This window comes from Bifidobacterium sp. W8104 (assembly GCF_016100735.1).
GTDB classification, from domain to species: domain Bacteria; phylum Actinomycetota; class Actinomycetes; order Actinomycetales; family Bifidobacteriaceae; genus Bombiscardovia; species Bombiscardovia choladohabitans.
The window spans coordinates 1-6,638 of record NZ_JACFRW010000002.1; the positions used below are offsets into that span (position 1 = coordinate 1).

2 protein-coding genes and 2 pseudogenes are annotated in these 6,638 nt (G+C 54.2%); all 4 read left to right on the forward strand.

Annotation, left to right across the window (positions count from 1 at the left end; genetic code table 11):
• Positions 1-1,598, forward strand: a pseudogene (locus tag H3U89_RS08270) (hypothetical protein); the annotation flags it as partial.
• A 561-nt stretch (positions 1,599-2,159) separates the two neighbouring features.
• On the forward strand, positions 2,160-4,808 hold the full coding sequence (locus tag H3U89_RS08275; RefSeq protein ID WP_232345786.1) for a hypothetical protein: 2,649 nt from the start codon (positions 2,160-2,162) through the stop codon (positions 4,806-4,808).
• 462 nt (positions 4,809-5,270) lie between these two features.
• Complete coding sequence (locus H3U89_RS08430; RefSeq protein ID WP_232345787.1) at positions 5,271-5,693, forward strand: hypothetical protein; 423 nt, start codon at positions 5,271-5,273, stop codon at positions 5,691-5,693.
• Between the two features lie 56 nt (positions 5,694-5,749).
• Positions 5,750-6,638, forward strand: a pseudogene (locus H3U89_RS08435) (hypothetical protein); the annotation flags it as partial.

Sequence of the window (6,638 nt, forward strand, 5' to 3'; positions counted from 1 at the left end):
ATGGCGGGATTGATTTCAAGGAGGCCAAGGAGAAGCAGGATCTTGACGGCTATTTCAAGATGGTCACCTGGCCTGTCACCACGAACCGGGACGGCAGCGCTTGTACCGTCAGCCCTGAAGTGTACAACCCTGATCAGAAGGGCCTCGTCGGTATACGTGACGGCATGAACAGCTCGGATATAGAACGGAATATTTCAGCGGGCTGGACGATCAATAGTGCCTTCTATAAGTACGATGTGCCTCGTCCTGATGATCCGACGATTACGAAGATCGAAAACGATGCTGATGCCGGTTTGGATGCTTCGGGCAGTGTGTATACGTCGAAGCTTGATCCGGTGGTCAGTGGTGAGTGTACGCCTTCCAAGGATGCCGCGCGTCCCAACAAGGTTGTTCTCTACGGCGAGGACCCAGCCAATCCGATTGTGGAGGGGCAGGGCACGAATGGCGATGACCTGGTGAAAGGGACGGACACGTGGGGGTTCAGGCTGGGCGAGGCTGAGTGCCAGGTCGATCCCAAGAGCAAGCAGGGGGGTTCCTGGCGGATACAGGACACGAACAAGCTGTATCCGTCGCCGGATTCTGGCAACAAGTACAGCGGCTACAGGCGTTATCATGCCTGGGTGATCGAGTCCATCTCCGGATTCGGTTTGACCTCCTACTTCTCGAACATCGGGACGGCCTATTTCGTTTCGAGTGAGAACGTCCCGGATGCCAGCAAGTTCTCGGTCACGGTGCCTCATACGGTCAACGGGAGCCTGCCGGCGGATTCGGTCGTCGTGTTCAAGGGTGAGGTGTCGCCTATATATACGGCCTGGTCTTCGGGAGGGCTGGGGATGACGGATTCGAGGATGGTCGTTTCCATGAAGCAGAACACTGCCTCTGATTGGACCAGTCTGCTGACCACTCCGGCCAACACCTTCCAGCGGGATGCAGCAGCCGGCACCACGTCTTCCGTCGCGGATTCCGCAACGGGCCTTACGCTGGGCTTGACCAAGACGGCGGCTTCCACGTGGTCTTGGACGCTGAACATCCCTGCTGACAGGTTCAGCGGCTACGACGGCAGCGACGAGACACAACTGTATGATTTCCGCATTGAAATGGTCAACCCGATGAACATCCGTTCGGACCCGGCATCCATCGAGCGGAAGGTCGACATGACGTCCACCACACTGGTCTTGGAGCGGTACGACGTCTTCCAGGTGGCGGGGAAAGCCTATAAGTATGTGGACGGGGACAGGAAGGTTCCCGAGACCAAAGGCACCCTGGTGCATGTGACCTGGCCCGGCGGCAGTGGTACGGATGTCGTTGTGGGGGACCAGGGTTCGTGGCAGGCGGTTCCTCCTGAGGGCATCAACCAGGGGCAGTTCTCTGCTCAGGTGCTTTCCGACGATGCCGAGAGCCCTGACGCCCAGGGCCGGTTCCAGGGCGGGAACCAGTCGGCCTCGGTGTCGCATGAGTTGGAGTTCCGTCCTTCCAACTCGGCTTTGCCTCTTACTGGCGGATGGCCGCTTTCCGTGCTCAAAATCCTGCTGCTGATAGCCCTCGGCCTGGCCGGCTTCGTGGCCTGCCTGAGGAACAGGCAGGAAAGCCGGCACTGACCCCGGCAGCATCAGACAGGATCCGCCCCCGCCCCATGAAGTTGAGAGGATGAGTGGGGCCCTGCCGTTGCCAGTCACCCGCACCCCTAACTCAGACTGTTCTTAGTCAAGACTAAGGACGGTCGCGAAACACCCTTTCTGAATCCCAGATCACGCTTTCAGTCTCGGTACTCTTAAAGCATGTAAAGGGGACAAGAAGATGCCATAAGTGAGGATACGGTACTTGTGCTCCAGGGTTTCGTGGCCTGCACCGGGGACCAATCAAGCGTGCAGTCCATCTGATTCTGGAGATGGTTGCATTGAGGTGTGGGGGGTAGCGTGTTGAACCGATTGCAAGAAGGGGTCAATGAGGGTCCACGGCATGTGGATCGCCCTATAGTGGCTGTTTTGATAACCCTTTTGGCGACGCTGGCCATGGTTGTTCCGCTAGGGCTGAGCGCGCTTTCGGCCAATCAGGCCAATGCCATCGATGGGCAGGGCGGGACGGCCAGCAGGAAGCCTCTGCTCTATAAGATGCTGGCCTATAACGACAAGATTGATTCATACCAGGATGAGCTGCGGATGGACTTCATCCTGCGCGTGAAGCACAACGATTTCAATCCGCAATGCGTTCCGATGCGTGATACTTCTCCCTATGATTCAGTAAAGTGCAATCTGTCTTTCGCATATCAATATGAAGGAGCGCAAAGTCCGTCCCACTATACCCGGATTCGGTACCTGAATACTATTTCAACAAATCCCAACGACCCCACTGGCGGTGCTGAGCAATGGGCGGAAAATGAGGAGCAGTTCTTTACGGTTCATAAAGTGATCAACTCTGGTTTATATGATTTCCTGGCTGTATCCATAGAGGGTGATTTGTCCTACATGGATACCTCCTTGGATCCGAAATATTATGTGACTGGCGGTTATCCGGAGCCTTTGAACGTCTTCGCAATTGTTGGTCAACAAAACAATACGCTCTCGTGTGGAGGTTCTCCATGGGACTACACCACGAATGACTGCACATCCTTCGATCCGAGCTCTATCGGCAGCAACGTCCAAGACAGGGTCGCCAATATCACTGCAGACCAGGGTAAGGGCATCAAGCTTTACATGGGCAACTGCCTAGGTAACAGTCCCCACCCTCAGTGCAGCGGACCTGCTTCTTGGGTTGGCTGGAATGGTAATCCCCCTCTTTATGGTGGTCACCAGGCCAATTGGGGCATGGTAACGGATTATGGATTTCCTATAGGAGCCAATCCGGTTCCAGGAGTAGCGCCCCCCAAGTCCTTCTTTGTATACTGGTTCAATTTGCGTGGAAATAACAGCGCTGGTGGAATATGTTCCACGACCAACTCCTATTACTACCAATGGGTGGCGCAGAAGAATAGCCAATGGGTGCCTGTCGATGCGCTGACGCCTAAACCGGTGCTCGTAACTGGTCAGAAGCCAGCAGTAAACGGCTTGACCAATTCCTGGGGTCTTCAATATCAGGTCAATGACAATACGGCTTACAACGTCGATCCGACTGACCCAAAGTATGCGAATACCACCAACGTGCTTTTTGCGACTGATAAGGATGGCCAGCCTATGCCTGCCCAGAAGGCTGATGGCGGGATTGATTTCAAAGAGGCCAAGGAGAAGCAGGATCTTGACGGTTATTTCAAACTAGTTACTTGGCCTGTCACTACTAATGCCGATGGCACCCAGTGCAAGCCGACGGCAAGCACTCCTGAAGTCACCACTAAGATATATGACCCTCAACAGGATAGCCTTGTTGGGATAACAGACGATATGTCTACAGCCCAGAAAAACACGAATCTGGATGCAGGATGGGCTATCGATACTGCCTTCTATAAGTATGATGTGCCTCGTCCCGATGATCCGACCATCACCAACATTCAGAATGACACCGATGGCTCCTTGAATGCCTCAGGAAGCGTCTATACCGGCAAGCTTGATCCGGTGGTCAGCGGTGAGTGCACTCCCTCCAAAGACGACACGCATCCCAACACGGTTACTCTGTTCGGCGAGGATCCCGGCAATCCTTTCAAGGAGGAGCAGGGCAAGAGCAGTGACGACCTGGTGAAAAGCTCGGACTCCTGGGGGTTCAAGCTGGGAGAAACGGTGTGCAAGGTCGATCCCAAGAGCAAACAGGGAGGGTCCTGGCAGATACAGGACACCAATAAGCAGTATCCGTCGCCAGATCCCGGCAACAAGTACAATGGGTACAGGCGTTATCATGCCTGGGTGACTGAGTCCGCCTCCGGGTTCGGCCTGACCTCCTTCTTCTCGAACATAGGAACAGCCTATTTCGTCTCCAACGAGAATGCTCCGGATGGCAAGCTCTCCGTCACAGTGCCCCACACGAAAAACGGGATTCTGCCGGCAAACTCGGTCGTCACCTTCAAAGGCACTGTTTCGCCTATAAATATGGCCTGGTCCTCGGGTGGGCTGGGGATGACTGATTCCAGGCTGGCCATTTCCATGAAGCAGAATGCTGCCTCGGACTGGACGCCCCTGCTGACCACTCCGGCCAACACCTTCCAACGGGATGCGGCGGTCGGCACTGCTTCTTCCGCCGCGGATTCCGCCTCGGGACTCACGTTGAATCTCACGAAGACGGCGGCTTCCACCTGGTCCTGGACCTTGACCATATCGGCTGACAGATTCACCGGTTACAACGGCGACGACGAAACGCAAAAGTATACCTTCCAGGTCAAGATGATCAACCCTCTGAATGTCCCTTCGGACCCGGCTTCCATCAACCGGACGGTCGACATGACGCCGACCACGCTGACCTTGGAGCGGTACGATATCTTCCAGGTAGCAGGCAAGGCCTATAAGTATGTCAACGGAAACATCAGGGTTCCTGAGACCAAAGGGACTCTGGTCCATATAACCTGGCCCGGCAACAGCAGCACAGATGTCGCCGTGGGAGACCAGGGTTCATGGCAGGCGACTCCGCCTGAGGGGATAAACCAGGGAAAATTCACCGCTCAGGTTTCTTCCGATGATGCCGAAAGCGCTGATACTCAAAGCAGCAACTTCCGAGGTGGAAACGAGTCGGCTGCGGTGTCACACGCACTGGAATTCCGGCCCTCCACCTCATCCCTGCCCTTCGCCGGAGGATGGCCGCTTTCCGTGCTCAGGATCCTGCTGATGTTGATACTGGGTCTGGCTGGCTTTGTGGCCTGCCTGAGGAATAGGCAGGAGAGCCGATACTGATTTTCGGGCGGCATAAGGCAGGGCCTGTGCTCATCTCCGCGGAATTCGGGGGATGAGGGCAGGCCCTGCTTGTGTTTCCTGTGCGCGAGATGGGACTCGAGCCCAGACATCTGAAGGACAGCTGGCGGGAGAGCCGCTTGGCAGCGTCGAACTGTCTGCCTTTCCATGACAAGGTGGTCTCCACCTCCAACCCGGACCAGCCAGATGAAGACCATAAACGGTTGTGAAATACCGCTCGTGAGACACCCTATGGGAATCCTTGATAATGCTTGCAATTCCAGTGCTCCTGGAGCATGTATGGAAAAGGCGAAGATGCTATTTTTTTATCTCTATGATAGAGTCTAAACAGTTGGGGACAAATGAAAAAGCAAAGTAGAGCTGCTCTGGCGAATAATTATATCTTGATTTGGGGGTATTGGATTGAAGCGATTACAAGAACGGGACGCTAAGGGTTCACAGCGTGTGAGCCGTCCGATAATTGCCGTTCTGGTAACCCTTCTGGCGACGCTGGCCATGGTTATTCCGTTTGGGCTGAGCGCCCTTTCGGCCAATCGGGCCAATGCCATCGATGGACAGGACGAAACGGCCAGCAGAAAACCCCTGCTCTATAGGATGATGGCCTTCAACGACAGGATCGATGCCTACCAGGATGAGCTGCGCATGGACTTCATCCTGCGCGTGAAGCACAATGAATTTAAGCCGGATTGTGTCGGTGTTGGTGGGACTGACACCAAAAATCCGTCACAATGCAATTTATCTTTCATATATCAGTTTGTTGGTTCCGAAAACCCTGACTATTACAGGCGCGTGCGGTATATGAACACTATCACCCCGGATGATTACGTAGACAGCAATAAAATGCCTACGCTTATGATGGTGCCTTAGCCTGGGCCAGGAACCAGGCTGAGTTCTTCACCGTTCATAAGATTATCAATTCTGGTTTGTATGACTACCTGACCATATCCATCGAGGGTGATATGAACATTAAGGATACGTCTACAGATCCCGCAAAATTTGCTGTTGGCGGTCACCCCGAGCCCTTGAATGTCTTTGCCATCGTTGGTGACCAGAACAAGGCCCTGTCTTGTGGCAATTCTTCCTGGTCCTGGACTACCGATAACTGCACAAGCTTTGATCCGGCTTCCATGAGTGATTTACAGGCTCAGGATAGATATTCAAATATCACAGCGAGCATGTCCCAGGATAAACAGATGAAAGTGTATATGGGTTACTGCCTGGATAGCAAAGCGGATATGAAGTGCAGCGGCCCGTATTCTTGGGTTGGTTGGGACAGCAACCCAAATCTCTACCAAAACAATCAGGCTAACTGGGGCATGGTAACCGATTACGGTTTTCCTGACTATAAGAGCAATGCTACTGGGCCAATCGCCGGCACTGCTCCGGGAACAGCTCCGGCACGGTCTTTCTTCGTGTACTGGCTGAATCCGCGTGGCAGTACTAATGACAATCCTGATGGCATATGTTCTGAGACCAATTCGTATTATTACCAGTGGGTGGCTCTGAAGGATAGCGAGTGGGTGCCTGTCAATGAGCTGACTCCCGAGCCGGTCCTGGTGACGGGCCAGCAACCGTCCCCCAATACGGCGACTACCACGACCAGCAAGGCGTCCCAAGTCAGCAAGTATTCCGCTTTCAACGTGAGTCCGAAGGATCCTCAATATCTCGACAACCCCAACGTGCTTTTTGCCACTGACAAGGATGGCAATCCCATGCCTGCCCAGAAAGCTGATGGCGGGATTGATTTCAAGGAGGCCAAGGAGAAGCAGGATCTTGACGGCTATTTCAAGATGGTCACCTGGCCTGTCACCA